24 protein-coding genes are annotated in these 23,946 nt (G+C 69.4%); 11 read left to right on the top strand and 13 right to left on the bottom strand.

The annotated features are described in order from the left end of the window. The first annotated feature begins 50 nt into the window (after positions 1 to 50). Positions 51 to 2,141 carry a redoxin family protein gene (locus tag DJ019_RS05505; protein WP_111274991.1) on the top strand — a complete coding sequence of 697 codons (2,091 nt, stop codon included), beginning with the start codon at positions 51 to 53 and terminating at the stop codon, positions 2,139 to 2,141. Positions 2,142 to 2,187: 46 nt separating this feature from the next. Continuing rightward, a complete protein-coding gene (locus DJ019_RS05500; protein WP_111274990.1) occupies positions 2,188 to 3,180 on the top strand; it encodes a D-2-hydroxyacid dehydrogenase in 993 nt (330 codons plus the stop codon). Between the two features lie 25 nt (positions 3,181 to 3,205). Here DJ019_RS05500 and DJ019_RS05495 read toward each other — a convergent pair whose 3' ends face one another. Then, positions 3,206 to 3,997 (bottom strand): TerC family protein, encoded by a 792-nt coding sequence (locus DJ019_RS05495; RefSeq protein ID WP_111274989.1) that lies wholly within the window; start codon positions 3,995 to 3,997, stop codon positions 3,206 to 3,208. A gap of 503 nt (positions 3,998 to 4,500) precedes the next feature. Here DJ019_RS05495 and DJ019_RS05490 point away from each other — a divergent pair. The 3 genes from DJ019_RS05490 to DJ019_RS05480 all read left to right on the top strand — a co-directional run bounded on the left by DJ019_RS05490 (position 4,501) and on the right by DJ019_RS05480 (position 7,512). Further along, entirely contained in the window at positions 4,501 to 5,181 is a 681-nt protein-coding gene (locus tag DJ019_RS05490; RefSeq protein WP_111274988.1) for a CHAP domain-containing protein, read from the top strand. A gap of 58 nt (positions 5,182 to 5,239) precedes the next feature. Continuing rightward, on the top strand, positions 5,240 to 6,193 hold the full coding sequence (locus tag DJ019_RS05485) for a magnesium transporter CorA family protein (RefSeq protein WP_111274987.1): 954 nt from the start codon (positions 5,240 to 5,242) through the stop codon (positions 6,191 to 6,193). Between the two features lie 104 nt (positions 6,194 to 6,297). Beyond that, on the top strand, positions 6,298 to 7,512 hold the full coding sequence (locus DJ019_RS05480) for a pentapeptide repeat-containing protein (RefSeq protein ID WP_240606380.1): 1,215 nt from the start codon (positions 6,298 to 6,300) through the stop codon (positions 7,510 to 7,512). On the opposite strand, the gene DJ019_RS05475 is transcribed toward DJ019_RS05480, so the two are convergent. The 3 genes from DJ019_RS05475 to DJ019_RS05465 form a co-directional block, all read right to left on the bottom strand. Then, positions 7,513 to 8,388 (bottom strand): crotonase/enoyl-CoA hydratase family protein, encoded by an 876-nt coding sequence (locus DJ019_RS05475; protein WP_111274985.1) that lies wholly within the window; start codon positions 8,386 to 8,388, stop codon positions 7,513 to 7,515. Positions 8,389 to 8,449: 61 nt separating this feature from the next. Then, positions 8,450 to 8,899, bottom strand: coding sequence for a DUF488 domain-containing protein (locus DJ019_RS05470; RefSeq protein WP_338066064.1), 450 nt, complete (start codon positions 8,897 to 8,899; stop codon positions 8,450 to 8,452). Beyond that, positions 8,896 to 9,498, bottom strand: coding sequence for a TetR/AcrR family transcriptional regulator (locus tag DJ019_RS05465; protein WP_111274984.1), 603 nt, complete (start codon positions 9,496 to 9,498; stop codon positions 8,896 to 8,898). The genes DJ019_RS05470 and DJ019_RS05465 overlap by 4 nt, the downstream gene beginning before the upstream one ends. A 146-nt stretch (positions 9,499 to 9,644) precedes the next feature. Between DJ019_RS05465 and DJ019_RS05460 the strand changes: the two genes are divergently transcribed. Beyond that, the gene (locus tag DJ019_RS05460) at positions 9,645 to 10,517 is read left to right on the top strand and encodes an alpha/beta fold hydrolase (RefSeq protein ID WP_111274983.1); all 873 of its coding nucleotides are present in this window, start codon (positions 9,645 to 9,647) and stop codon (positions 10,515 to 10,517) included. Here DJ019_RS05460 and DJ019_RS05455 read toward each other — a convergent pair. Both DJ019_RS05455 and DJ019_RS05450 read right to left on the bottom strand, forming a co-directional pair. Continuing rightward, entirely contained in the window at positions 10,514 to 11,428 is a 915-nt protein-coding gene (locus DJ019_RS05455; RefSeq protein WP_276309976.1) for a thioesterase family protein, read from the bottom strand. The genes DJ019_RS05460 and DJ019_RS05455 overlap by 4 nt on opposite strands. Before the next feature lie 55 nt (positions 11,429 to 11,483). Then, positions 11,484 to 12,155 carry a YggS family pyridoxal phosphate-dependent enzyme gene (locus DJ019_RS05450; RefSeq protein WP_111274982.1) on the bottom strand — a complete coding sequence of 224 codons (672 nt, stop codon included), beginning with the start codon at positions 12,153 to 12,155 and terminating at the stop codon, positions 11,484 to 11,486. A 16-nt stretch (positions 12,156 to 12,171) separates the two neighbouring features. Here DJ019_RS05450 and DJ019_RS05445 point away from each other — a divergent pair, with 16 nt between their 5' ends. After that, the gene (locus DJ019_RS05445) at positions 12,172 to 12,762 is read left to right on the top strand and encodes a thiamine phosphate synthase (protein ID WP_111274981.1); all 591 of its coding nucleotides are present in this window, start codon (positions 12,172 to 12,174) and stop codon (positions 12,760 to 12,762) included. Here the strand turns inward: DJ019_RS05445 and DJ019_RS05440 are convergent. After that, positions 12,759 to 13,145 (bottom strand): NtrZ family periplasmic regulatory protein, encoded by a 387-nt coding sequence (locus DJ019_RS05440; protein WP_111274980.1) that lies wholly within the window; start codon positions 13,143 to 13,145, stop codon positions 12,759 to 12,761. The genes DJ019_RS05445 and DJ019_RS05440 overlap by 4 nt on opposite strands. Before the next feature lie 268 nt (positions 13,146 to 13,413). On the opposite strand from DJ019_RS05440, the gene DJ019_RS05435 reads away from it, so the two are divergent. The 4 genes from DJ019_RS05435 (at position 13,414) to holA (ending at position 18,092) form a co-directional block, all read left to right on the top strand. Beyond that, positions 13,414 to 13,884 carry a DUF3576 domain-containing protein gene (locus DJ019_RS05435; protein WP_111274979.1) on the top strand — a complete coding sequence of 157 codons (471 nt, stop codon included), beginning with the start codon at positions 13,414 to 13,416 and terminating at the stop codon, positions 13,882 to 13,884. 81 nt (positions 13,885 to 13,965) lie between these two features. Continuing rightward, positions 13,966 to 16,530 (top strand): leucine--tRNA ligase, encoded by a 2,565-nt coding sequence (gene leuS, locus DJ019_RS05430; protein WP_111274978.1) that lies wholly within the window; start codon positions 13,966 to 13,968, stop codon positions 16,528 to 16,530. Then, positions 16,527 to 17,033 (top strand): LPS assembly lipoprotein LptE, encoded by a 507-nt coding sequence (lptE, locus tag DJ019_RS05425; RefSeq protein WP_111274977.1) that lies wholly within the window; start codon positions 16,527 to 16,529, stop codon positions 17,031 to 17,033. Before leuS ends, lptE begins: the two co-directional genes overlap by 4 nt. 6 nt (positions 17,034 to 17,039) lie before the next feature. Then, on the top strand, positions 17,040 to 18,092 hold the full coding sequence (gene holA / locus DJ019_RS05420) for a DNA polymerase III subunit delta (protein WP_111274976.1): 1,053 nt from the start codon (positions 17,040 to 17,042) through the stop codon (positions 18,090 to 18,092). A gap of 3 nt (positions 18,093 to 18,095) precedes the next feature. Here holA and DJ019_RS05415 read toward each other — a convergent pair whose 3' ends face one another. From DJ019_RS05415 to DJ019_RS05390, 6 genes are all read right to left on the bottom strand, one after another. Next, positions 18,096 to 18,968, bottom strand: a complete 873-nt coding sequence (locus tag DJ019_RS05415; RefSeq protein WP_111274975.1) for a ParB/RepB/Spo0J family partition protein — start codon at positions 18,966 to 18,968, stop codon at positions 18,096 to 18,098. Between the two features lie 2 nt (positions 18,969 to 18,970). Continuing rightward, positions 18,971 to 19,795, bottom strand: a complete 825-nt coding sequence (locus tag DJ019_RS05410) for a ParA family protein (protein WP_111274974.1) — start codon at positions 19,793 to 19,795, stop codon at positions 18,971 to 18,973. Further along, positions 19,779 to 20,432 (bottom strand): 16S rRNA (guanine(527)-N(7))-methyltransferase RsmG, encoded by a 654-nt coding sequence (rsmG, locus tag DJ019_RS05405; protein ID WP_111274973.1) that lies wholly within the window; start codon positions 20,430 to 20,432, stop codon positions 19,779 to 19,781. Before rsmG ends, DJ019_RS05410 begins: the two co-directional genes overlap by 17 nt. After that, a complete protein-coding gene (gene mnmG / locus DJ019_RS05400; protein ID WP_111275482.1) occupies positions 20,410 to 22,263 on the bottom strand; it encodes a tRNA uridine-5-carboxymethylaminomethyl(34) synthesis enzyme MnmG in 1,854 nt (617 codons plus the stop codon). Before mnmG ends, rsmG begins: the two co-directional genes overlap by 23 nt. 105 nt (positions 22,264 to 22,368) lie before the next feature. Next, positions 22,369 to 23,706, bottom strand: coding sequence for a tRNA uridine-5-carboxymethylaminomethyl(34) synthesis GTPase MnmE (gene mnmE / locus DJ019_RS05395; protein ID WP_111274972.1), 1,338 nt, complete (start codon positions 23,704 to 23,706; stop codon positions 22,369 to 22,371). Then, positions 23,703 to 23,936 carry a DUF6489 family protein gene (locus DJ019_RS05390; RefSeq protein WP_111274971.1) on the bottom strand — a complete coding sequence of 78 codons (234 nt, stop codon included), beginning with the start codon at positions 23,934 to 23,936 and terminating at the stop codon, positions 23,703 to 23,705. Before DJ019_RS05390 ends, mnmE begins: the two co-directional genes overlap by 4 nt. Positions 23,937 to 23,946: the final 10 nt, after the last annotated feature.

Below are 23,946 nucleotides of genomic sequence, written 5' to 3'. Positions count from 1 at the left end.
ATACCGGACGGAGCGCGACAAGCTCCGCCGCGCCCGTGGGAGGACATGAGATGAAGGCGCGCATTTCCGCGTTGGCGACGGCTGCGTCGGCGGCCCTGCTGTTTGGCTGCACCACCGATGGGGCCACGCCGAGCGCGCTGTCTGCGGCCAGCCCCGCGGCGGCGGTCGAGGCGTCGCCGGCGGCGGCGCTTCCCGCCACCATCGACAACTTTATGCTCGCCGACACCGACTACATGGGCCACGAGCTCTATCGGATGAGCGACGCCAGGGCGATCGTGATCGTCACCCACGCCAACGGCTGTCCCATCGTCCGGAACCTGGCGCCGGCCCTGCGCGAGCTGAAGGCGAAGTACGAAGGTCAGGGCGTGCACTTCCTGATGCTGAACTCCGCCATCCAGGACAGCGTGGCGGCGATCGCCAAGGAGAAGGCCGAGTTCGGCTTCGACGCGCCGATCCTGAAGGATGCGAACCAGCTCGTCGGCGAGCAGCTCGGCGTGACCCGCACGGGCGAGTTCATCGTCATCGACCCGAAGACCTGGAAGATCACCTATCGCGGGCCGCTGGACGATCGGCTGGACTACGGAACCCAGAAGGCCAGGGCCGAGCACGCCTGGGCGGCCGACGCCATCGAGGCGACCCTGGCCGGACGCCCGGCGCTGGCGGCCACGAAGCAGACCGCCGGCTGCCTGATCGACTTCCCCGACCGTGGCAAGGCGACCAAGATCTCCTACGCCAAGGACGTGGCCCCGATCCTTGAGGCCAAGTGCGTCGCCTGCCACCAGGAGGGCGGCATCGGCCCGTTCGCGATGACCAGCTACGAGATGGTCAAGGGCTTCTCGCCGATGATCCGGGAGGTGATCCGCACTGATCGGATGCCGCCGTGGAATGTCGACGCCCATGTCGGCAAGTTCGCCGACGACAAAAGCCTCACCTCCGCCGAGATCAAGACGGTCGTCCGGTGGGTGGAGCAGGGGGCGCCCCGCGGCGACGGGCCGGACCCGCTGGCCACGCGGCGCCACGTCGCCACCGAATGGCCTCTGGGCAAGCCGGACCTGATCCTCGACATCCCGGCCTACACGATCCCGGCCTCCGGCGTGGTCGACTACCAACGGCCGGTGATGGTCAATCCGCTGAAGGACGGCCGCTGGGTGAAGGCGGCGGCCTTCAAGGTCGATCAGCGCCAGGCCGTGCACCACTTCCTCACCGGCTACCTCACCGAGGTTCCGGCCGACGGCAAGGGCAACGAGTCCCGCTGGGGCGCCTCCATGGGCGGATATGCGGTGGGGGCCGAGGCGACGCTGTGGCCGAAGAACGTGGGCACCTACCTCCCGCCTGGCGGCGCGATCGGACTGCAGGCCCACTACACCCCGTTCGGCAAGGAGGTGACCGACAAGTCCCAGCTCGGCCTCTACTTCTACAAAGGGGACGAGAAGCCGGGGCTGGTCATGCGGAACTCGGTGATCGTGGACAACACGATCGTCATTCCGGCCGGTGCGGCCCGGCACAAGGAGACGGCCTATCTGTCCGTCCCCAAGGACATGCTGCTCTATTCGGCCTTCCCGCACGCCCACTACCGTGGCTACGCCTCGGACCTCTGGCTGGAACTTCCGGACGGCACGAAGACCCGTCTGCTCGCCATGCCGCGCTACGATTTCAACTGGCAGCGGGAATATAGCTTCGCCGAGCCGATCAAGGTGCCGGCCGGATCGCGGCTCATCGCCAACTACTGGTACGACAACTCCAGGCAGAACCCGGCCAACCCGGATGCGTCCAAGACCATCGTCTGGGGCGACCAGTCCTGGGAGGAGATGTTCTACACCGCCATCCGCTACCGCTGGCTCGACGAGACCTCGAGCAAGCTGACCGACTACGACGACCAGATGAACCGCTCGCGGATGGTCGGAATGTTCGACGACGACCTCGATCACAAGATCCAGAAGGCCGAGCTGAAGGGCGAGTTCGGGGATCGTTTGAAGCCGTTCTTCGCCCAGGTCGACCGTGACGCCTCCGGTGCGCTCGAGGCCGGCGAGATCACGGCGCTGCAGGCCTATCTGGGCGGTCGCCGGCGCGAACAGGCGCAGGGGCATCCCAATCCCACCGCTCCGGCCCAGGCCGGAAAGGCGGGCGGCGCCGGACGCTAGCCTTTCCGTTCCCTCCGCGGCTAAGACCGGTTTGCGGAGGGACCTCATGCGTCTGCTGATCCACGAGAAGAGCCTGGGCCGAATCGCGGCCGACCTCGCCGGCGCATGCCCGGGCGTCGAGCCCGTGGTCGTAAACGACGCCGGCGAGATCAGCCTGGCCGGCGCCACGCTGTCGCCCGAAACCGCGCAGGTCGATGCCGCCTGGGCCAACGCCGACGTCTTCTTCAGCGGCGGGGCGCGAGCGTTCATGACCGCGGCGCTGAAGTCGCCATCCCTGAAATGGGTGCAGAGCGGGGCGGCCGGCTTCGACAACCCGGTCTTCGGCCAGTTCGTCCAGAAGGGCGCGCGACTGACCACAAGCCACGGCCAGTCCGTGGGCATGGCGGACTATGTCCTGTGGGGCGTCCTGGACGCCTTCCAGGACGGCGCCGGCCGGCGTGCGGCGCAGGCCGCCCGGCAGTGGGAGCGGCGACCGTTCCGGGAGATCGAGGGGTCCCGCTGGCTGATCCTGGGCTTCGGCGCCATCGGCCGCGGCGTGGCTCAGCGCGCCAAGGCGTTCGGCGCCCACGTCACGGCCGTTCGTCGCAGCACGGCTCCGGACGTCCTGGCGGACGCCATGGCGCCGCCGGCGGCGTTTCTCGACCTCCTGCCGCAGGCCGACGTCGTCGTGCTGGCCGCACCGGCGACTCCCGAGACCCGCCACATCGCCAACGCCGAAGCCTTCGGTCGGATGAAGGCGGGGTCGGTGCTGGTGAATGTCGGCCGGGGCGCCCTCGTCGACGAGCCGGCCCTCCTGGCGGCGCTTGACGCCGGGGTCCCGGCCCACGCCGTGCTCGACGTCTTCGAGACCGAGCCCCTGCCGTCGGACAGCCCCTTCTGGACCCACCCGCGCGTGACGCTCACCCCCCACAGCTCGGGGATCACGGCTGGCAATGTACCGCGCAACGACGCTCTGTTCCTGGAGAACCTGCGCCGCTACCTGGCGGGCGAACCGCTGCAGAACCAGGCCGATCCGAAAGACGTGCTCGCCGGCGGCTGACCAGCGGCGAGCACGAACCTTCGGATCAGTGGAGGATCTTGTCCTCCACCGTCGGCCGTTTGCGGCGCGCCATCATGTTGAGCGCCTCGACGCCGGCGGAGAAGGCCATGGCGGCGTAGATGTAGCCCTTCGGCACGTGCACGCCGAAGCCGTCGGCGATCAGCACCGCGCCGATCATCAGCAGGAACCCGAGGGCCAGCATGACCACGGTCGGGTTGTTGTTGATGAAGTTGGCGAGCGGGTCCGCCGCCAGCAGCATGATGAGCACGGTGACGACGACGGCGGTGATCATGATCGGCAGGTGCTCGGTCATGCCCACGGCGGTGAGGATCGAGTCGATCGAGAACACCAGATCCAGCAGGATGATCTGGAAGATCGCCGCGCCCATGTTGCTGATCACCTTCCCCCCGGTGTCCATGATGCCGTGGCCGTCGCTGGGCTGGACCTTCTCGTGGATCTCGGTGGTGGCCTTCCAGACGAGGAACAGGCCGCCGGCGATCAGGATCAGGTCGCGCCAGGAGAAGGCGAGGTCGAAGGCCGGTTCGCCATACGCGCCGGGCGGGCCCTGCCAGGGCAGCGAGAAGACGGGCTGCGTGAGGCCGACGATGAAGGCGAGCGTCGACAGGAGGGCGAGGCGCATCACCAGCGCCAGGGCGATCCCGATCCGCCGGGTCCGCGCCCGCTGATGTTCGGGCAGCTTGTTCGACAGGATGGAAATGAAGATGAGATTGTCGATGCCGAGCACGACCTCCATCACGATGAGCGTGATGAGCGCGGCCCATGCGGCCGGGTCGCTCACGAGCGCGGCGATATCCATGAAATTCTCCCAGAAATTCCCCGCTGGATATCTAGGTGGTCCAATCGCCTTCGCCACCCCCCAGCGACAATGCCTCTACGGCGCCGCTTTTATAGGCGCCGCACCACCGTTCACGCGGCTGTGATCGCCAGAATTCTCCTCTTGGGCGAGTCCTGCCGAAACCCCAGATCGAACGCCGAGCTCTTGTTTCAAGCTGTTACCGGAACGTGAGGGCAAGCAATTCCCTAATTACAGTCGGTTAACACAGCGCCGTTTTTCCAGTCTCCTACAGCTCAAATACGCCGATCGAAACGCGCGTTCGCCAATAGTTTTCTTGCGGTGATAATATTGGCTGGCCGGTCGTTTTGATAAACTTGGCCTTCGGGCCTGAAGTTTCGGCGCATGCCTTGGATGGCCTGTGGATAATCGGTGCGCGACATCCCGCCGCGCGGCGTAAACCCTCTTTTCACTCAAGGCGGATACGGTTACCCCTTCGCCTGAGACGTCGGGGAGTCACCGATAGCATGCTGAAACGGACCCGGGCCCTTGTGGGTTCCTTGGCCGCCGCGGCCGCGATCGCCTTCACGCCGGTCGCCGCGAGCGCCGACACCTATTGGCAGTGCGTGCCGTTCGCCCGCCTGATTTCCGGCATCCAGATCTTCGGCGACGCCTGGACCTGGTGGAAACAGGCCGCCGGCAAGTACGAGACGGGCTTCACGCCCCGCGCCGGCGCCGTGCTCTGCTTCAAGCCGACCGCGCGCATGCGCCTCGGCCACGTGGCCGTCGTCAGCCAGGTGCTGACGGACCGCGTCGTCCAGATCACCCACGCCAACTGGAGCCCGATCGAGGGCTCGCGCGGGAAGGTGGAGAAGGACGTCACCGTGATCGACGTCTCCCCCTCGGGCGACTGGAGCCAGGTGAAGGTCTGGTACGATCCCAACCGCGACCTCGGCGGCTCCACCTACGCGACCCACGGCTTCATCTATCCGGACAATACCGCCCGGGTCCTGGCCGCCTCCGGCATGTCCCGCCTGCAGAACGGCGCCATCGCCGTGGCGCAGTCGGCGGCGTCTCAGATGGCCAGCGCTGTCCGGCCCTCGCAGGGTCCGATGAGCGTCCTGACCCAGGCCGCGGACTCCACCGACCGGATCGCGGCCCTGATCGCCGCGGCCACCCGTGGCGACGCCGGCGGCAGCGACCGCTAAGTCACAAGGTTGACGCTTCCCTCGACGCGCGCCCACAAGGGCGTGCGGAGGCGAACGCATGCTCAACGTCCTTCGGCGCGGACAGGGCGCCGCCCGGCTCGAACTGGCAGAAGCCGGCTGGTCTCCGGATTCCGATATTGTCTGGTTGGACCTCCTCAAACCCACGCGCGAGGAGGAACTGGCCGTCGAGGCGGCTCTCGGCGTGCAACTGCCCACGGTCGAGGAGATGGAGGCGCTGGAGCCGTCCAGCCGCCTCTATCAGGAGAACGGCGCGACCTTCATGACCGCCACCCTGCTGGCCCGCAGCCATCAGGACACGCCTTTCGCCACGCCTGTCACCTTCGTCCTCGCCAAGGGCCTGCTCGTCACGCTGCGGTATGAGGAGCTGAGGGCCTTCACGGTTTTCGCCGACCGCGCGCCCCAAGGCGCGATCGACAGCGGGACCGAGGCCTTGCTTGGCCTGTTCGACGCCATCGTCGAGCGTCTGGCCCAGATCCTCGATGACATGGGCCACAAGGTGGAGGAGGTTTCCACCCTCGTATTCAACCGCCCGCGGGCCGGGAACTTTCGCCCTCTGCTGACCGGCCTGGCCCAGGCGCAGTCGGTGACCTCGCTGACGCGCAACAGCCTCGTGAGCCTGGCCAGAACCCTCGGCTTCGCGATCCTCGCACACGAGATCGGTGGCGATCCCAATTGCCGCGCGCACCTGGAAGCCCTGCAAAGAGACGCCCAATCCTTGACCGAGCACGCAGGGCAGCAGTCGTCGCACATCACCTTCCTGTTGGACGCGGCGCTCGGCCTGATCAACATCGAGCAGAACGGGATCATCAAGTTCTTCTCGGTGGTCGCGGTCGCGTTCATGCCGCCGACCCTGGTGGCGTCGATCTACGGCATGAACTTCGATGTGATGCCCGAGCTCCACTGGGCCTCGGGCTATCCTTTCGCCCTGATCCTGATGCTGGTGGCCGGCGTGGTGCCCGTGGTCTGGTTCAAGCGCCGCGGGTGGCTCTGAACGCTCGGGCTTTCGGCGACCACAGGTTGTTGGAAAGGTTCGCTTAAGGCTGTCGGGCAACCCATCCTTAAGCGTGCGTGGGCATGGTGAACGCGAAGGCCCGCATGTCGTCCCAAGCCCAGCAACACCATACGGCGCTCGACGCCCACACGCTGCGCGAGGCGCTGGACGCGCACCAGCGCTATCTGGCGGGACGCGCGGGCGGCCGCCGGCTGGCGCTGCACTACGCCGACCTGGCCAACTGCTCGCTCGAGGGCGTCGACCTGCGCGACGCCGACCTGACGGGCGCCAAGCTGGCGGGCTCGACCCTGGCGCGATCCAACCTTTCGCGCGCGATCCTCTTTGGCGCCGACCTGCGCGAAGCCGACATGCGGCACGTCAACCTCAAGCGGGCGGACCTTCGCGGCGCCTGCATGCGCGGGGCGAACCTGGCCGGCGCCGAGCTCGCCGGCTGTGACCTGCGGGAAGGCCGCATCGCCCTGCAGGACAAGTTGGACGGCTTCCGCATCCTTCGTCACGAGCATCGGCCGGGCGAGCTGAACTACGCGGTGCTCGCTGGCGCCAACCTCCAGGGCGCCCAGATGACCGGCGCCGTGGCGATGACCTCCGATTTCACGGACGCCAACCTGTCCGGCGCGATCCTGACCGGCGCCAAGCTCATGCGGGCCGTCCTGGATGGCGCCGATCTCTCGGGCGCGGATCTCGGCGGCGCCGACCTCAGCGGCGCCTCGATGAAGCGCGCGGTGCTGACGGGGGTGAACCTCAGCCAGGCGCGGCTGGACGACGCCGACCTCACCGACGTGCTGCGCGCGCCCCCGCCGATCTTCTACATCGACGACAAGTCGCTGACAGACGTCGTCTCGGACCACGAGGCGTTCTGCGACTCCAACGGACGCCACGGCGAGGTGATGAAGCTGCACCAGGTCGACTTCCGGCCCATGCGGTCGCTGAAGAAGCGGCGGCTGTCCGGCCTGTCGGCGCCGAACTCGATCTTCTTCGGCATGGACCTGGAAGGCGCCCAGCTCCAGGGCGCGGACCTCACCAACTGCGACTTCCGCGGGGCCAACCTGCGCGACGCCGACCTGCGCGGCGCACGCTTCACCGGCGCCCAGCTGGCGCGGGCCGACATGCGCGGCGCCAAGATGGGTCCGCTGGCCATCGGCGACAACCGCTTCGTCCGCACCGACTTCAGCCGTGCGTCCCTCCGCGGCGCCGACCTGCGCGGCGCCCATGCCCCGCGGGCCCGTTTCCTTGAAGCCGAGATGGACGGCGCCCGCGTGGCCGGCTGCGACCTGACGGGCGCCGAGCTGGAGATCTGATCACATCTCCTTGCGCAGCGGGGCCAGGTTCTCGAACTGCGGATCGCGCTTTTCGGCCTTGGCCTTGAAGGCCTCGGCCATGTGCGGCCCGGAGAACATCGCCGTCTGCCAGACCGCGATGTAGTCCAGCCCGTCCTTGATCGTGTGGTCGCGGGCGTAGTTGATCATCACCTTGGAGCCGGTGACCGCCAGCGGCGCCTTGCTGGCGATCTCGCGCGCAGTGACCAGGGCGTGGTCGATCACCTGCTCGTGGGTGTCGAACACCTCGTTGACCAGGCCGATCTCCTTGGCCCGCTGGGCGGTGAGGCGGCGGCCGGTGTAGGCCAGCTCGCGCACCCAGCCCTCGGGGATCAGCTTGCAGAGGCGCGGGAAGGTCCCGACGTCGGCGGTCATCCCGATGTTGATTTCCTGGATCACGAAGAAGGCGTCGGCGGTGCAGTAACGGATGTCGCAGGCGCTGGTCATGTCCACCGCCCCGCCGACGCAGCCGCCCTGGATCGCCGCGATCACGGGAATGCGCGCCTCGTCGAGGCAGGAGAAGCTGTCCTGCAGGTTCTTCACGTGGTGGCGCATGGCCTCGGCGTTGATGTGCCGGTCCTGGGACGCGGGCGCCGACGTCGAGCCGCCTCCTTGGAAGACCGCGAGATCCATGCCGGCGCAGAAGTGCTTCCCCGTCGACGAGATCACGATGCAGCGGGCGCGGGCGTTGTCGTCGATGTCGCGCACGATCCGCGGCAGCTCGTTCCAGAACTCGCGGACCATGCTGTTCATGGCCTCGGGCCGCTTGAGCCGGATGTGCGCGACATGGTCCTGGATGCTGACGTCGAAGCAGGTCCAGTCGGTGGTGGTGACGTCGATGGCGGCGGGCGCGTTCATGGGGTTCCTCCCTTTGCGCGGATCATCGCGCCGCGACGCCGGGGAAAGCTAGAGGGATCCTTCACAGCGTAGAGGGCTGCAGGTTCTCGACCGAGAAGTCCTCGGCCTCCTGCATCCGCTCCACCACGATGGAACGGTGACAGCCGCGGTGGTCGGCTTCGTAGCAGAGCAGGGCCGCCTTCCTCGCCTTGGCGATCTCGATGGCCCGGGCGAGCTGGAGCTGCGCCTCGGGCTCGGCCAGGTGCGCCTCGAAGATCGCCCGCATCTCGGCGGTCCGGCCCTTGCGGGCAGCCATCCGGCCCTCCTTCGGCGTTCCCAGCGCGCGCAGGTGGACGTACTCGATCCCGGCGTCCTCCAGGCTCGCGGACAGCAGGCCCTTGGAGAAGCCGGCCCTCCTGGAGGCCGCCACCGCGCGGACGTCGATGAGCACCTCCACGCCGGCGGCCTTCAGGGTCTCGATCACCCGCGCTTGCGGGGCGCTCTCGTAGCCAATGGTGGCGAGCGGGATCATGCGGTCTCCTTCGGCGCCTCCCGGGTGTGGGCCTCGATCAACGCTTCGGCGGCCATCCGGGCTGCGCCGGCCGGGCCGTCGGGGCCGAATATCTGGCTGGAGACATAGACGCCTTCGATCAGGAGCAGCAGCGCGTCGGCCAGCTTCTTGGGTTTGCGGGCATCCATCGCCTTGGTCATAGCGCGCAGCCGCTCGCGCAGTTGCAGCTTGTGTTCGACAGTGACGAGTCGGCCGGGATGTTCGGCCGCCGGATACTCGACGGCGGCGTTGGTGAGGGCGCAACCACGGCGCCCGGGTTCGGCCACCTGTGCGCCAAGCGCGTCGAAGACCGCGAGGATCTGGGCTCGCGGATCGCCCGGATGCGCGTCGACCGCGGCATCGAAGCGGGCCCGGAAGCCTTCCGCCTCCACGGTCAGATAGGCGGCTATGAGCTGGTCCTTGGATCCGAAAGCCCGATAGAGGCTGGGCTTTGTCGTCCCGGCGCGGGAGACGATCTCGTCGACGCCGACAGCCCGCGTTCCCTCACGATAGAACAGCTCGGCCGCCGTCGCGAGAATGCGCTCAGCGGCCTTGGGCGCGACCTTTGCAGGTGGTGACATGCTTGTCCCTTGAGGGTCGCCTGAAGGATAGGCGGTGTTCAACCGTACCGGTAGGTTACACGATCGGCGGCGGGATTTGATGTGATCCTACCCGCTGCGACGGCCTGACCCTTCTCTGTCCTCAGGTCATCGGGCTAGAGAGGGTCATGGACGCCAAGGTCGATTACGAGCCCCGCGCGCGGCGGGTGATGCTGCCCTCGCGCGGCGGAGAGATGTCGGTGCTGGATTTCGGCCCGGCCGACCGCCCCGTCGAGCTGGTCTTTTCGCACGCCAACGGGTTCAACGCCCGCACCTACCGCACAATCCTGGCGCCGCTGGCGCAGGACCACCGGTTCCTGGCGGTCGACATGCGGGGCCATGGCGCCTCGAGCCTGCCGGCAGACCCGGGCGCCCATCCCGGCTGGCACGGCTTCCGCGACGACCTGCTGGCCCTGCTCGCCGCGGAGACCGATCGGCCCGTCGTGCTCGCCGGCCACTCCATGGGTGGCACCACCAGCCTGCTGGCCGCAGCCGAGGCCCCCGAGCGGGTGAAGGCGCTGGTCCTGTTCGACCCAGTGGTCTTCGACGGCGCACAGGTGGCGGACCGCGACGGCGACAATGGCTTGGCCGCCGGCGCCGAGCGTCGGCGCGCCACCTTCCCGGACAAGGCGGCCGTCGTCGCCGCCTACACGGGCCGCGGCGCCTTCCGCACCTGGCGACCGCAGCAGCTTGCCGACTATGTCGAGGCCGGCTTCGCACCGACGGCCGACGGCGAGGTCGCCCTGACCTGCGCGCCCGCCTGGGAGGCGGCCAACTTCCGCACCCATCGCTACGACCCGTTCGGCGCCCTGGGCGCGCTGCAGATGCCGACGCGGATTCTGCGGGCCGAACACGGATCGACCTGCCGTATCGACGAGCACCTGCACGTGGTCGACGGCAACCCGAACATCCACCGCGAACAGGTGGCCGGCGCCAGCCACTTCCTGCCGATGGAGCGCCCCGAGCTGGTGCGCGAGGCGTTGCTGGCGGCCCTGGCCTAGAGACCCAGCCCCGGGACGGCGTCGGCCTCCACCCGCGCCAGCTCGTCGTCGGACAGGGTGATGATCTTGCGTGTCTCCAGGTCGAAGGACACGGCGATCGCCTCGGCGCTGCCCCAGGGCCGGCCCGTGTCCGGGTCCAGCAGCCAGTGCACGAGCCGCCGGAAGCGGGCGTCGCCTCCGGCTGAACCCGAGCGCAGTTCGATGCGGTCCCCGGCCCGCGGCCAGGCATGATGGACCAGCCGGTACTCCAGGGCCGCGCCGCCGACCCGGCCCGCGCCCTCGGCCTGTCCCGGTCGCCGGCCGGCGAAGAAATGGGGAATGCCGTCCGACAGCCGATGCATGAACCCTTCGGTGCGCATCCTTCCGAAGGCGTCGCAGTCCTCGGGGCCGATCACGCCCAGTCCCGTGCGGCGCAGGCCCAGGGCGTCCGCCCGCGCCACGCTGGCCTGCGTCTCCACGGGCGATAGCCCGATCGACCGCGGGGCGGCGCGTTCGGGAACCGTGGTCGCCAGCGCCTCGGCCCGGGCGCGCATGCGGTCCGGCCAGGGAAAGGCGCGGCCATCCCGAGCGGTGGCGTGCGCCACCACGGTCTGGAAGCTCGCCGCCAGCTCCCCGGACTGATGGTGCATCAGCAGCATCAGCCGCGCCTCGGTCTCGTCCATGTCGAGCACGCCGCCGGTGATGTGGACCGGCGACCCGGGCCGGGCCTCGCGCAGGAAACGGATGTGCTGCTCCCGCACCAGCAGGGTGGCCTCGGCAGTGGCGGCGAAGGCTCCAGGCATCCCCAGCTCGGCCGCCAGCCCAGCCAGCGCCTGCATCGACTTCGCCACATAGAAGCCGACGTTCAGGTGACCCATCTGGTCGCATTCCCAGGTGGCCACGCCGCCGCGCCAGACCTCGACTTCCGCCACGCTCCGTTCCTCCGCTGCTATCGCGTACAGCTGTAGATCAACATGGCGGGGCGCTTCAGCCCCTCTCGCCGAATACGGCCGAGCCGACGCGCACGCTGGTGGCGCCGAAGCGGATGGCGGTCTCGAAGTCGCCGCTCATGCCCATGGAGAGTTTCCAAACGCCGTTCCGCCGCGCGGTCTCCCGCAGCAGGGCGAAGTGCGGCCCCGGGGGCTCGTCAGCGGGCGGGATGCACATGAGGCCCTCGATCGATAGGCCCAGTTCGTCGCGGCAGAGGGCGATGAAGGCGTCGGCGTCGGCCGGCGCAACGCCGGCCTTCTGCGGCTCCTCGCCGGTGTTCACCTGGACATAGAGCCGCGGCGTGCGGCCCTGCTTGCGGATCTCCTCGGCCAGGGCGCGGGCCAGCTTTTCGCGGTCGACGGTCTCGATGACGTCGAAGAAGGCCACCGCCTCCTTGGCCTTGTTGGACTGCAGCGGACCGATCAGGTGCAGCGTCAGCCCGGCCAGCGCCGGATTGCGCGAGCGCTCGCCCCAGCGCGCCATCGCCTCCTGCACCCTGTTCTCGCCGAACACGGTCTGGCCGGCGTCCAGCACCGGCTCGATCGCCTCCCATGGCTGCTGCTTCGAGACGGCGACGAGGGTGATCTCGGCCGGATCGCGGCCGGCGGCTTGCGCGGCGCGGGCGATCCGGGCCACCACGTCGGCGTAGGCTTCTGGAGGAGCGCTCATTTTCGGGTTCTGGACCTTGCAGCGGACGGCACGGCTTCTACCGGCCCGGCGGCGGCTCCGGAAGCCTCTGCCGGCGCTGCTGTTCTTCACCGATCCGCGGCGGACGCCCGATCCGGAGGCGATCGCCCGGCGCCTGCCCCGCGGCGCGGCCGTGGTCTTCCGGCATTTCGGCGCGCCGGACGCCGAGGCCCAGGCGCGACGGCTGCTGGCCATCGCCCGGGCCCGGGGCCTCAAGCTGCTGATCGGCCAGGATGCGGCGCTCGCAGCAAGGATCGGCGCCGACGGCGTCCACCTGCCCGAGCGGCTGGCCCATCGCGCGACGGCGCTGAGACGCGCCCACCCCCGCTGGATCGTGACCAGCGCCGCTCACGCCCTGCCCGCCGCCCGGGCGAGCCGGGCGGATGCGGTGGTGATCTCGGTCGCCCTGCCCTCCCGGAGCCCTTCGGCGGGCGGCGTCCGCGCGCTGGGACCCATCCGCCTCGCCGCCCAGGTGCGCGCCGCCGGCCAACCGGCCTATGCGCTGGGAGGGATCAACAACAAAACGGCCCGCCGTCTGCTGGACGCGGGCCTCGTGGGTCTGGCGGCGGTGGAAGGGCTGACGCCCTAGAACTTGAAGGTGGACTCCAGCCGCACCTTCGGGGTGTCGGCCGGGCGGGCCTGGTTGGCGCGCGGGGCAAGTTCCTGTTCGCCCAGGGCCACCGAACCGCCCACGCGCAGCGAGGGGGTCAGGCGGAAGTAGGCGCCGGCCTGCACGTCGTTGCCCGTGGTCGGGCGCTCCGTCGGCTGCTGGATGTTCAGGGTGAAGCCGAAGCGGCCCTTGCTGGCGTCGTACTTCATCGTGCGGCCCCCGTTGGGAACCAGCATCGTCGGCTCGGACTTGACGGTGAAGTCGACCGGGCGGGGCGCCTTGTCGGCCGCATGCGCGGAAGCGGCCGCCGCGCTGATCAGCGCGGTCGCAGCAATCACGACGCTCGTGCGGCGGATGGACATCACAGCCCTATATAGCCCCAACGGTCACCACTCGCGACCCATGCTCAATGCACAGCTTCGCGATTTCGATCCGATTAAGGGCGCCGGATTTTCCGGGTCAACGGGACTCGCCCGTCCCGGGGTCGCGGTAACCCAGTTCGCTGAAATATGTGGCGCACGCGCCACGCGATTCCTGTTTGGCGCCTCACAACGCGTTGTTATAGAGGCACCCGGCGCGGGGCGGCGCCGTGGCGCTTCGCGTCGCGGGAATCTATGGAGACGGACAGATATGCCGTTTGTGCGCGGTAACCGGATGCGTGGCCTGACGATCGCGGCCGTGGCGCTGAGCGCCTTCGCCGTTTCGGCGTGTGGCAGCGTGCCGCGGCCCTTCGGCGGCAAGTCGAACGTCCGTCCCTCGGGCGAGAACGCGGCCGCCATCGGCGTCAATGGCTACCTGTGGCGCGCGACGCTCGACACCCTGTCGTTCATGCCGCTGCAGTCGGCGGACCCCTACGGCGGCGTCATCGTCACCGACTGGTACACCAACCCGGAAAAGCCGGACGAGCGCTTCAAGTGCACCGTCTACATCCTGGACTCGCGCCTGCGCGCCGACGGCCTGAACGTGGCGGTCTTCAAGCAGGTTCGCGATGCGGCCGGAAACTGGGTCGACCAGCCCGCCGCCGGCCAGACCGAGACGGATATCGAAAACTCGATCCTGACCCGCGCGCGCCAGCTTCGACTTTCGAACATCAAGGGCTGATCCAGCCGTCCGTTCGAACGTCGACGCGCCGTGTTTCAAGGCCGTTGACCGGAAGTCCAACTCCAGTCCAAAGGCCCGCTCATGGCCCGCTACAACCCCAAGGAAACCGAGCCCAAGTGGCGTAAGGCGTGGACCGACGCCGACGCCTTCAAGGCTGTCGCCGACCGTTCGAAGCCCAAGTACTACGTGCTGGAGATGTTCCCGTACCCGTCGGGACGCCTGCACATGGGCCATGTGCGCAACTACTCGATGGGCGACGTCATCGCCCGGTTCAAGCGCGCCCGAGGCTTCTCGGTCCTGCACCCCATGGGCTGGGACGCCTTCGGCCTGCCCGCCGAGAACGCCGCCATGGAGCGCGGTGTCGATCCCAAGGGGTGGACCTACGACAACATCGCCCGAATGCGGGACGAGCTGAAGCAGCTCGGCCTGAGCATCGACTGGTCGCGCGAGTTCGCCACCTGCGACGTCGACTACTACGGAAAGCAGCAGGCCTGGTTCCTGGACCTGCTCGAGCGCGGCCTGGTCTATCGCAAGGAAAGCGTCGTCAACTGGGACCCGGTCGACCAGACCGTCCTGGCCAACGAGCAGGTGGTCGACGGCAAGGGCTGGCGCTCGGGCGCGCCGGTTGAGAAGCGCAAGCTGAACCAGTGGTCCATGCGGATCACCGACTATGCGGACCAGCTCACCGACGACCTGAAGACCCTGGACCGCTGGCCCGAGAAGGTCCGCGTGATGCAGGAGAACTGGATCGGCCGCTCCAAGGGGCTGAAGTTCCGGTTCCGCTCCGCCGGCGACGGCGGGCCAGCCGGGGGGCTGGAGGTCTACACGACCCGTCCCGACACCCTGTTCGGGGCCAGCTTCGTCGGCATCGCCGCCGACCACCCCCTGGCCGCGCAGGTCGCCGCGCGCGATCCGAAGGCCGCCGCCTTCATCGAGGAATGCCGCAGGGGCGCGGCCACCGAGGCCGAGATCGAGACAGCCGAGAAGAAGGGCTATGACACCGGCCTGAAGGTGAAGCACCCGTTCGACCCGACCTGGGAGCTGCCGGTCTGGATCGCGAACTTCATCCTGATGGAATACGGCACTGGGGCGATCTTCGCCTGCCCGGCCCACGATCAACGCGACCTGGACTTCTGCCGCAAGTACGGCCTGCCGGTTAAGCCGGTGGTGCTGCCGCCCGGCGAGGACCCGGCGACGTTCGAGGTCGGGACCGAGGCCTACACCGGCCCAGGGACCATCTATAACTCGCGGTTCCTGGACGGCCTGGACATCGAAGCGGCCAAGGCCGAGGCGATCGCCCGCATCGAGGCCCAGGGCGACGGCGACGGCGCGACGGTGTTCCGCCTGCGCGACTGGGGGGTCTCGCGCCAGCGCGCCTGGGGCTGCCCTATCCCCGTGGTCCACTGCCCGGCCTGCGGCGTCGTGCCGGTCCCGAAGGACCAGCTCCCGGTCTCCCACCCCGCCGATATCGAGTTCGGCAAGTCGGGCAACGCTCTGGAGCGGCATCCGACCTGGAAGCACGTGACCTGCCCGAAGTGCGGCGGCGCGGCGACCCGCGAGACCGACACGCTGGACACCTTCGTCGACAGCTCGTGGTACTTCGCACGTTTCGCCAATCCGCACGTGCCGGAGCCGATCAGCAAGGAAGACGCCGACTACTGGCTGCCCGTCGACCAGTACATCGGCGGCATCGAGCACGCGGTGCTGCACCTGCTGTACGCGCGCTTCATCACCAAGGCCCTGGCCGACGTGGGCCAGCTGTCGGTGCGAGAGCCGTTCGCCGGCCTGTTCACGCAGGGCATGGTCACGCACGAGACCTATCGCCGGCAGAACGGCGAATGGGTCGAGCCGAAGGACATCGAGATCGTCGCCGAGGGCAATAGCCGCCGCGCGACGCTGGTCGGCAGCGGCGAGCCGGTGGTGATCGGCGACATCGAGAAGATGTCGAAGTCCAAGAAGAACACCGTGGCCCCGGAGGAGATCTTCGAGGTCTACGGCGTGGACGCCGCGCGCCTGTTCGTCCTCTCGGACAGCCCGGCCGAGCGCGACGTCCAGTGGACCACCGGCGGCGTGCAGGGCTCCTGGCGCTTCGTCAATCGGGTCTGGGACGAGTTCGACAGCCAGCCCGAAGGCAAGGTCGACGCTGAGCCCGACGCCGAGCTGCGGCGCGCCACCCACAAGCTGGTGAAGCAGGTGACCGAGGCCATCGACACCTTCCGCTTCAACTCGGGCATTGCGCGCCTGTACGAGTTCCTGAACCTGCTGAAGGCCAATCCGGCCAAGGGCGCCTCGCCCGCCGTCCTGGCGGCCCGGCAGGAGGCTCTGTCGGCGTTCGCGCGGCTGGTGGCCCCTTTCACTCCCCACCTGGCCGAGGAATGCTGGGCCCGCATCGGGGGCGAGGGCATGGTCGTCCAGGCACCCTGGCCCGACTTCGACCCCGCCCTCACCGAGGACGCGACCAAGGTCCTCCCCGTGCAGGTCAACGGCAAGCGCCGCGGCGAGATCACCGCCCCGGCGGGCGCCGAGCCGGCCGATGTGGAGAAGCTGGTCCTGGCCGACGCCGACATCGCAGCGAAGCTGGAAGGCCTCACAATCCGCAAGATCATTGTGGTCAAGGACCGGATCGTGAATATCGTGGCCGCATGAGGACGCTCGTCACCCTCGCGGCGCTGGCCGCCACGCTGGCCCTGGGCGGCTGCGCCGGCTTCCAGCCGCTGTACGCCCAGCCCGAGGTGGTGAGAAACCTCGCGGCGATCCAGGTGAATGCGCCCAGCGGCCGGACAGGCTACCTCATCCGCCAGCACCTCGACGACACCTTCGCCAAGGACCACGCCGTCGCGCCCAAGTACGCGATGGACCTCAGCCTGGGCGAAGCGCGCTATCCGCGGGGCGTGCGGATCGACAACGTGGCCACGCGCTACGAGTACGTGCTGACCGCCACCTACGCCCTGATGGAGCTTCCCGGCCGCACGGTGGCCAAGCGCGGCCAGGTTCGCGTCGAGCTGACCTATGATTCCGCCGACCAGCCCTATGCGTCGATCGCCGCGCAGCAGGACGCCCAGGACCGGGCGGCCGAGGAAGCCGCCCGGCGGATCGAGATGGAGCTGGCGGCCTGGCTCGCCAACGGGGCCAAGGTGGCCGCCCGGTAGGCCGACGTGATCCTCAACAAGCGGCCGGATATCGAGCGCTTCATCGGCAAGCCCGACCCGGCCATCCGCGCCGTGCTGATCTTCGGCCGCGACATGGGGGTGGTGCGGGACCGGGGTCACGCCCTGGCGGCCAAGGTGGTCCCGAACCCCGACGATCCGTTCGACGTCGCCCAGCTCACCGAACAGGATCTCTCGGACGATGGCGGGCGGCTGGAGGGCGAGCTCGCGGCCCAGTCGCTGATGGGCGGCCGGCGGCTGGTGCGCCTTCGCCTCACCGCCGAAAAGCCAGCGGTCGACAAGCTGGCGGCCGAGGCGCTGGAGCGGCACGCCAAGGGCGAACTCAATCCCGACGCCTTCTTCCTGGTCGAAGCCGGGGACCTGAAGAAGGACTCGGCCCTGCGCAAGGCCGCCGAGAAGGCCCAGGCCGCCGCCGCCATCCCCTGCTACGAGGACGAGCCCGGCGACGTGGCCCGGCTGGTGCGTGAGGTGCTGGCGCGGGACCAGGTCTCGCTGAACGCCGACGCCCTGTCCCTCTTCGTCGCCCGGCTGCCCCGCGAGCGCGGCGTGGCGCGCCAGGAGATCGAGCGCCTGGCCCTCTACCTTGGCCCGGGAAGCGGCGTGACGGCGACGCCGGCCGACCTTGAGCCGTTCCTCGGCGTCGAGCCCGACGCGTCCCTGTCCGACGCCGCCGCCGACGCCTTTGGCGGGCGCCTCGGCGAGGCCCAGGCCGGCCTGCGTCGCGCGGCCCAGGAGGGCGAGACCGGCCCGGCGGCCGTCCGCGCCATCGGCATGTACCTCGGCAAGCTGCGCCGCACGCTCACCCTCGCCAAGGCCGGCGCCGGCCTGCAGGAAGCCGCCAAGGCCAGCGGCGTGTTCTGGAAGCAGGAGCGCGAATTCCTGCGCCAGGCCCGCGCCTGGAACCTGGACGAGCTGGACCGGATTCAGCCCGAGGTCCTGGCCGCCGACCGCGCCTGTAAGACGGCGGGAAGCCCCGACCGCCTGATCGCCGAACGCCTGGCCCTGACCATCGCCGGCCGCGCGCGGCGGCTGGGTCTCTGACCCCTACTGCCGCGTCAGCCGTCGGCAGATTTCGTCGAGCTGTTCGAGGGTAGCGTACTTGATCCGCAGCTCGCCCACGCCGCCGCGGTCGGCGATATCGACCGAAAGGCCCAGGGCGTCCTCGAGGTCGGCTTCGAGCGCCTCGGTGTCGGCGTCCTTGGCCTTGGCCCGGGGGCCGGACGTCTTCTTCGGGGCCGGCGCCTTTTCTCCACGGGCCAGGGCCTCGGTCTCGCGCACCGACAGTCCCTCGCGCGCCACCTGGTCGGCCAGCGCTTCGGCGTTGTCCGCGGTGAGCAGCGCCCGGGCGTGACCCGCGGTCAGTCGGCCGGCGAGGACGTGGGCCTGCACACCCTCTGGCAGCTGGGCCAGGCGCAGGGTGTTGGCCACATGGCTGCGGCTCTTGCCGATGGCCTGCGCGATCTGGTCCTGGGTGTGGCCGAAGCGGTTCACGAGGACCGCGTAGGCCTGAGCCTCTTCCAGCGGATTGAGGTCGGTCCGCTGCACGTTCTCGACGATGGCGATCTCGTAGGCCCGGTCGTCGTTCAGCGCCCGCACCAAGGCCGGGATCGCCGTCATCCCCGCCTGCTGGGCGGCGCGCCAGCGCCGCTCGCCGGCAACGATCTCGAACTCGCCCGGCGTCGTCGGCGACGGCCGCACGAGGATCGGCTGCAGGATGCCCTTGTCGCGGATCGACCGCTCCAGGTCGGCGATCTCCTCGGCGTCGAAATGCCGACGCGGCTGGTCCGGGTTGCGGTGGATCAGCTCGATCGGGATGTCGCGCACACCCTCGGCGGGATCGACAGCGTGGCTGATCTCCTCGGCCTCTCCGAGCAGCGCCGACAGGCCGCGGCCCAGTCCCCTGCGGTTCTCCGCCATCTTCAGCTCACTTCCAGTTCCGAGCGCGCCCGTCGCTTGCGCTCGCGCAGCACCACTTCCCGGGCCAGTTTCAGGTAGGCCTGACTGCCCGCGCACTTGAGGTCATAGACCAGCGCCGGCTTGCCGAAGGACGGCGCCTCCGACACCCGGACGTTCCGCGGGATCACCGTCTGGTACACCGCATCGCCGAAGTGGGCGCGGACGTCGCTCGCCACCTGCTCCGAGAGGCTGTTGCGCCGGTCGTACATGGTCAGGACGACGCCCTGCAGTTCCAGCGCCGGGTTCAGGCTGCCTCGCACCAGGTCGATGGTCCGCATGAGCTGGCTGAGGCCCTCCAGCGCGAAGAACTCGCACTGCAGCGGCACCAGCACCGCGTCAGCCGCCGCCATGGCGTTCACCGTCAACAGGTTCAGCGACGGCGGGCAGTCGATGAGGACGTAGCTGTAGCTGCGGCCGTCGCGCAGTGGCGCCAGGGCGTCGCGCAGCTTGAACGAACGCCGGGCCTGCTGGCCCAGCTCCAGCTCCACGCCCGAGAGGTCCGGGTCGGAGGGGATGAGGTCGAGCCCGGGCACCGAAGTCTTCACGACGGAATCGCCGACCGCCTCCTCGCCCATCAGGACGTCGTAGAGCGTCTTCTTGCGCAGGGCCCGGCCGACGCCGAGGCCGGTGGAGGCGTTGCCCTGGGGGTCGCTGTCGATCAGCAGCACCTTTTCCCCGACCGCGGCGAGCGCGGTGCCCAGGTTGATCGCCGTCGTCGTCTTGCCGACGCCCCCCTTCTGGTTGGCGACGACCAGCACGCGTAGGGCCGGGTCAGACCTTCCGGGCACGTCCCAGCCTCCTCACTCGCACGATCCGCCCCCGCTCGTCGCTCGACGACGGAATGGTCTCCGCCTCGAAGTCCCAAAATCTTGTAGCTTCTTCTATGTCTGCCGCAACATCTTGACCCTTCAGAAAGAGTCCGGTCGCGCCCAGGCGGAAGTATGGCTGGGCATACCCCAACAGTCTGTGAAGCGGCGCACAAGCCCGCGCGGTGACGATGTCCACAGGCAGCTGGAGGTTTTCCGCCCTGTCGTTGTGGACCGTGGCCGGAAGATGGAGCTCTCGGACCACCTCGGAAAGGAACCGGCACCGCTTGGCCATGCTCTCCACGAGATGGACGTGGAAGCCTTCCCGCCCCTTGCCGAGGATCGCCAGCACCAGGCCCGGGAAGCCGGCGCCGGCGCCCAGGTCGGCCCAGGTCTTTGCTTCGGGGGCCAATGTCAGGAGCTGGGCCGAGTCCCACGCGTGACGGTTCCAGAAGTCGGGGATCGTCGCCGGGCCGACGAGGTTCATCACCGCGTTGCCCGCCGCCAGCATCTCCAGGAAGCGGGTGAGATCCCCAATCTGCTCGGGCGTCGCGCCACTGACGGCGGCGAAGGAGGCGGCGTCGGTGACCTTCACGTCAGGCCGCGCGGCGACGGACATGGGCCAGCAGGGCGGTGAGCGCGCCGGGCGTGACGCCCTCGATACGGGCCGCCTGGCCCAGCGTCAGCGGCCGGACGGCGGCGAGCTTCTCGCGCACTTCGTTCGAAAGCCCGCCGATCGCGCTGTAATCCAGCTCGGCCGGCAAGCGCAGGTCTTCGTCCCGGCGGAAAGCCTCCGCGTCAGCCGCCTGCCGGTCGAGATAGCCGGAATAGGCCGCGTCGATCTCCACCTGCTCGCGCACAGCCGGACTCCAGTCGCCGACCTGCGGCCATATGCGGGCCAGATCCTCGAAGGCGATGGTCGGATAGGCCAGGAGCTGAACCAGGCTGCGACGTTGACCGTCGGCCTTCACGGGCAAGCCATGCCTCTGGGCCTCGGCGGGGGTCAGGGCGAGCTCGGCCGAGAGCCGGCGGGCATCGTCCAGCGCCTGGCGTTTCACGTGGAACGCCCCTGCCCGCTCGGACCCCACGACGCCCAGGTCGATACCCCTGCCGGTCAGCCGCTGGTCGGCATTGTCGGCGCGCAGGGTGAGGCGGAACTCCGCCCGGCTGGTGAACATGCGATAGGGCTCGGTGACGCCACGGGTCACGAGGTCGTCGATCAGCACGCCGATGTAGGCCTCATCCCGCGCGAACTGGGCCGGGTCCGCGCCCGACGCGGAGCGCGCGGCGTTAAGGCCGGCCACGAGGCCCTGGGCCCCCGCCTCCTCATAGCCGGTGGTGCCGTTGATCTGGCCGGCGAGATAGAGGCCGGGCAGCCGTTTGGCTTCCAGGCTCGGGTACAGCTCCCGCGGATCGACGTAGTCGTATTCGATCGCGTAGCCGTGGCGCTTCACGCGCACGTTCTCGAGCCCGGGGATGGTTCGGAGAAACAGGTCCTGCGTCTCGGCCGAGACCGAAGTGGATATGCCGTTCGGATAGACCGTGTCGTCGTCCAATCCCTCCGGCTCCAGGAAGATCTGGTGGCTGGTCTTGTCCCGGAAGCGGACGACCTTGTCCTCGATCGAGGGGCAATAGCGGGGGCCGCGGCCGGAAATCCGCCCGCCGTAGACGGCGCTTTCGCTCAGCCGCTCGGCGATGATCCGGTGCGTCTCCACCGTGGTGTAGGTGATGCCGCACTGGATCTGCGGGACCGTGATCCGGTCGGTGAGGAACGAGAACGGGATGGGCTCGGCGTCGGCGTCCTGCATCTCCAGCCGGTCCCAGGCGATCGTGGAACCGTCGAGACGCGCCGGGGTGCCGGTCTTCAGTCGGCCCATGGCGAGCCCCAGGCTGTAGAGCCGGTCAGACAGTCCGATGGCTGGGGCGTCCCCTACCCGACCCGCCGGGATCCTCTGGTCGCCCAGATGGATGATCCCTTTCAGGAAGGTGCCCGTGGTCAGCACGACCCGGCCGGCGGGGTACTCGGTCCCGCTCGCGCCGACGACGCCAGCGACGCGCCCGTCGCGGACTATAAGGTCTTCCACCGCCTCGGCCCGGATCGTCAGGTTCGGTGTCGCGGCCAGTTCGGCCTGCATGGCCTCGCGGTAGAGCTTTCGGTCGATCTGGCTGCGCGGGCCGCGCACGGCCGCGCCCCTGGATCGGTTCAGCATCCGGAACTGGATGCCGGCCTGGTCGGCCAGCCGGCCCATCACCCCGTCCAGCGCGTCGATCTCGCGGACGAGGTGGCCCTTGCCCAGGCCGCCGATGGCCGGGTTGCAGCTCATCTCGCCGATGGTCTCGAGCTTGTGCGTGAGCAGCAGGGTGCGCGCGCCGAACCGCGCCGCCGCCGCGGCGGCCTCGCAGCCGGCGTGTCCGCCGCCGATGACGATGACGTCCCAGGTGTTGCTCATGACCGGGCGCATATAGTCGAAAGCGCCGCCGGTTTCACGTGAAACAGGGTCACAGCGGCTGCAGCCGGACAGGTCGCCGCATCAGCGAGCGGCGTCGCTCCTCGCTCACTTCCCGATGCAGAAGGTGGAGAAGATGCGGCCCAGCACCTGCTCCGGGTCGATCCGGCCGGTGATGCGGTCGAGGGCGCGAGCCGCCAAGCGTACATCCTCCGCGGCCAGCTCCAGGTGTTCGTCGTGCCGGAGGGCCGAGCGGATGCGGTCGCTGGCCTCCGCCAGCAGTTCCTGGTGCCGAAGCCGCGTCGCGGCGGGCGGCTCGGCTCCGGCCAGCGCCTCCACGACCCGCTCAGCGAGCGTCGTCTTCAACCAAGACAGGTCGCCCGGGCCCTTCGCGGTGATCTCGGCCGTCGTCAGCTCCAGGCGCCGGGCCTGCTGCGCCGCCCAGGCCCCCGTCGCGCCCACCGGTCGGTCCCGCTTGGTGATCAGGCAGAGATCTCCCCGCCGCAGCTCCATGGGAACGCCCGGAGCGTCGTCGGATGACCCGTCCACGAGCCAGAGGCGCAAGTCGGCGCCAGCCGCCCAGGCGCGGGCGCGGCGCACCCCCTCGGCCTCGATCTCGTCGCCGGTCTCGCGCAGGCCGGCGGTGTCCGCCAGCAGCGCCTTGTAGCCGGCCAGGACAAGGGGAACCTCGATGATGTCCCGGGTGGTGCCCGGCGTCGCGGTGACGATGGCCGCCTCGCGCTCGGCGAGGGCGTTGAGCAAGGTGCTCTTCCCTGCGTTGGGCGCGCCGATCAGGGCGATGCGGAACCCCTCCCGAACCCGCTCGCCCCGCTCCGCATCGGCCGCCGCGGCGTCCAGCTCCGCGACCAGGCGCTCGAGCACGGGTCGCGCACGGCTGGCGACGTCCTGCGGCACCTCCTCGTCGGGAAAGTCGACAGCGGCCTCCAGCATCGCCAGGGACTCCAGCAGGGCATCGCTCCATCGCGCCTGCACCGCCGACAATCGCCCACCGAGCTGCTCCAGCGCCTGTCGCCGTTGAGCCTCGGTTTCCGCGTCGATGAGGTCCGCCACACCCTCCGCCTGGGCCAGGTCCAGCTTGCCGTGCTCGAAGGCCCGTCGCGTGAACTCTCCCGGCTGGGCGAGCCGCAGGCCCAGGGCCGCCAGGCTCTCCAGCAGCGCCCCGACCACCGATGGTCCACCGTGCACGTGAAACTCGGCGACGTCCTCCCCAGTATAGCTCTCTGGACCCGCAAAGAAGAGCACCAGCGCGCGGTCGATCTCCTCGCCGTCCGGCCCGCGCAGGGATTTCAGGCTGGCACGGCGCGGCCTCGGCACGGCGCCGGCAAGCGTGCGGACCGCCTGGCGTGTCCGTGGGCCCGAGATTCGCACCACCGCGACGGCCGCCCGGCCCGCGGCCGTCGCCGGCGCGTAGATGGTGTCGGTCATTTGCGGGTGGTGGTGGCCGCTTCCATGAACTTGCGGAACTGTTCCTGGGCGCCGGCGCCGACGCTCATCCAGTTCTTCATGAACTCCTCGGGGTTCAGCATGTTGATGTTGGCGTCGATCCGCTTGCTCATCTCGCTGACCAGATGGTCGTTCAGGGCGCTGACGTCCGGCAGGCCCAGAAACCGCCGGGCTTCCTCCGGCGAGCAATCCACCTCGATGGTCATCTTCATGACGTCTGGC

It is taken from the genome of Phenylobacterium kunshanense, assembly GCF_003254525.1.
GTDB lineage: Bacteria > Pseudomonadota > Alphaproteobacteria > Caulobacterales > Caulobacteraceae > Phenylobacterium > Phenylobacterium kunshanense.
The sequence above is the reverse complement of the archived record's forward strand: the minus strand, read 5'-3'. Positions and strand labels throughout refer to the sequence as shown.